This is a genomic window from Petrocella sp., assembly GCF_059865615.1.
Genome location: NZ_JCBCDA010000172.1, coordinates 1 through 1,660, shown reverse-complemented (window position 1 = coordinate 1,660; position 1,660 = coordinate 1). Strand labels below are relative to the sequence as shown.

The following is a 1,660-nucleotide window of genomic DNA, read 5'->3' as shown; positions in this document are numbered from 1 at the left end:
TCCTCATCCTTGCTATAAATATATGAAATTATGTGTTATTATAACGCGTTTAAGTGTGTGCGTCAACCCTATTTGTTAAATAATTAACTTTACTTAAAAGAATAGATGGGTGAATGATGCGTGGGAGATTCTTGTTTTTTACTAACTCAACTTTCCCAGCTTAAATCAGCGAACAACACCTTGATATAAGGAGCTTGCTGACTAATCCACTGCTGTAGTTGACTCTTGATAGTTACTGTGTTGCTTATAACAACTGATTCCATATGCTCTATGAATAGATCCATCAGGCTCTTTATGGCTGTTATATAGTCCATATCTTGTATGTCTTCACAGTATCTAAAGAATAATTCACCAAAAGTTTTGGTGTCGTTTTCTTCTCTGCGCAGCCATTCAAGCAGGATGTATCTGCAGTAGACGATGGTTGTGTGACTAATAATCATATCGTAGCTTCTGCCTTGGAATTCACTACCAAGCTTCATGAATGACTTGGCAGACTTAAAAAATACTTCAATGCTCCATCGGTTGCCGTAGATTCGGATGATTTCCTCGTCTGATATTGATAGATCAGTGCTTAAGACAGCAAGCCATTCACCTTTATTGGTACGGTTTCTGACAATAACAACCTTCACAGGTATACCATCTTTAGTTGTAACATTAATTGACCCAAAGATACCACCGCCACATTCTCTTTTGACTAGGTTACGAAGCTCTTTTAGGCTGTAACGTTTGCCTTTATAACAATACTTGGCATTTCCCTTTTTGACCATGCCTACAACATCAAGTCCTTCGTTAAGAATAGCTTTAATCATAGGTTCAGTGGTAAACCAAGTGTCCATAAGGACATAATCAGCAGAAACTCCAGCGGCTAGAGCTTCTTTGATAAGTTGTACAGCGGCTTCTGGCTTTTTCAGGAGAGCATCTTTCCTGCGCTTGTAACCATTGGTGCGTTTGTCGATTTCGTTACTTGTTTCCTGAAAACGATTCTTTTCGTTTCTGGAAGAAAGCATTGTGAAACCAGTAGGGATAAAGCTGTAACCATCAGACCACCCAAGGGTCAGCATTGTAAAACCCCTCTGATACCGATGAAAAGCATGATCGTAGATCTTTGCCAATAACTCAACCGACTTGCTTCGGTTTCTCGTGACAATGGAATCGTCTAGAATCAGTACATTAACTCTTTCTGGTCTTGTAAGGCGGTTGAACATGGAAATAACCTTTGCTGACAGCAATAACAGGAATTTCTTCCAGTTATAGGTTGAAGTGTTCAAAAACCTGTAATAGGTATTTTTAGAAACAGCTTCTTCTTTACGGTTGGAATCAAGGAACCTGAAAAGGTTCTTACCTTGAAAAACAAGGAGAAACAGGAACTTGAATACTTCGTAAGAAGAATGACCTTGGGCCTTACGTATACCGGACTTTCTAAGGAGTCCAGCAATACCTAGATTAGAAAAAGCTTGAAATAATGCAACTTTAGTCTGTTCAGATGAGTCATTGTGATGTATCATTTTGATATGCACCTTTCTTGTCTGATTGATGTTATTTCGCAATTCCATTTTATCAGACTGATTGGTGCATTTTCATGTCAATAGATGCATGTTTTTATAAAGTACCTGCTGTCACGTCAGGTTTAGAGTGTGATTTGATGGTGGGAAAGTTGAGT

General features: G+C 38.6%; 1 protein-coding gene. It reads right to left on the bottom strand.

Annotated features, from left to right (window positions below):
• Nucleotides 1-146: 146 nt before the first annotated feature.
• Nucleotides 147-1,553: an IS4 family transposase gene (locus tag AC6F8J_RS15170; protein ID WP_500724462.1), complete on the bottom strand. Its 1,407-nt coding sequence runs from the start codon at nucleotides 1,551-1,553 to the stop codon at nucleotides 147-149.
• Nucleotides 1,554-1,660: the final 107 nt, after the last annotated feature.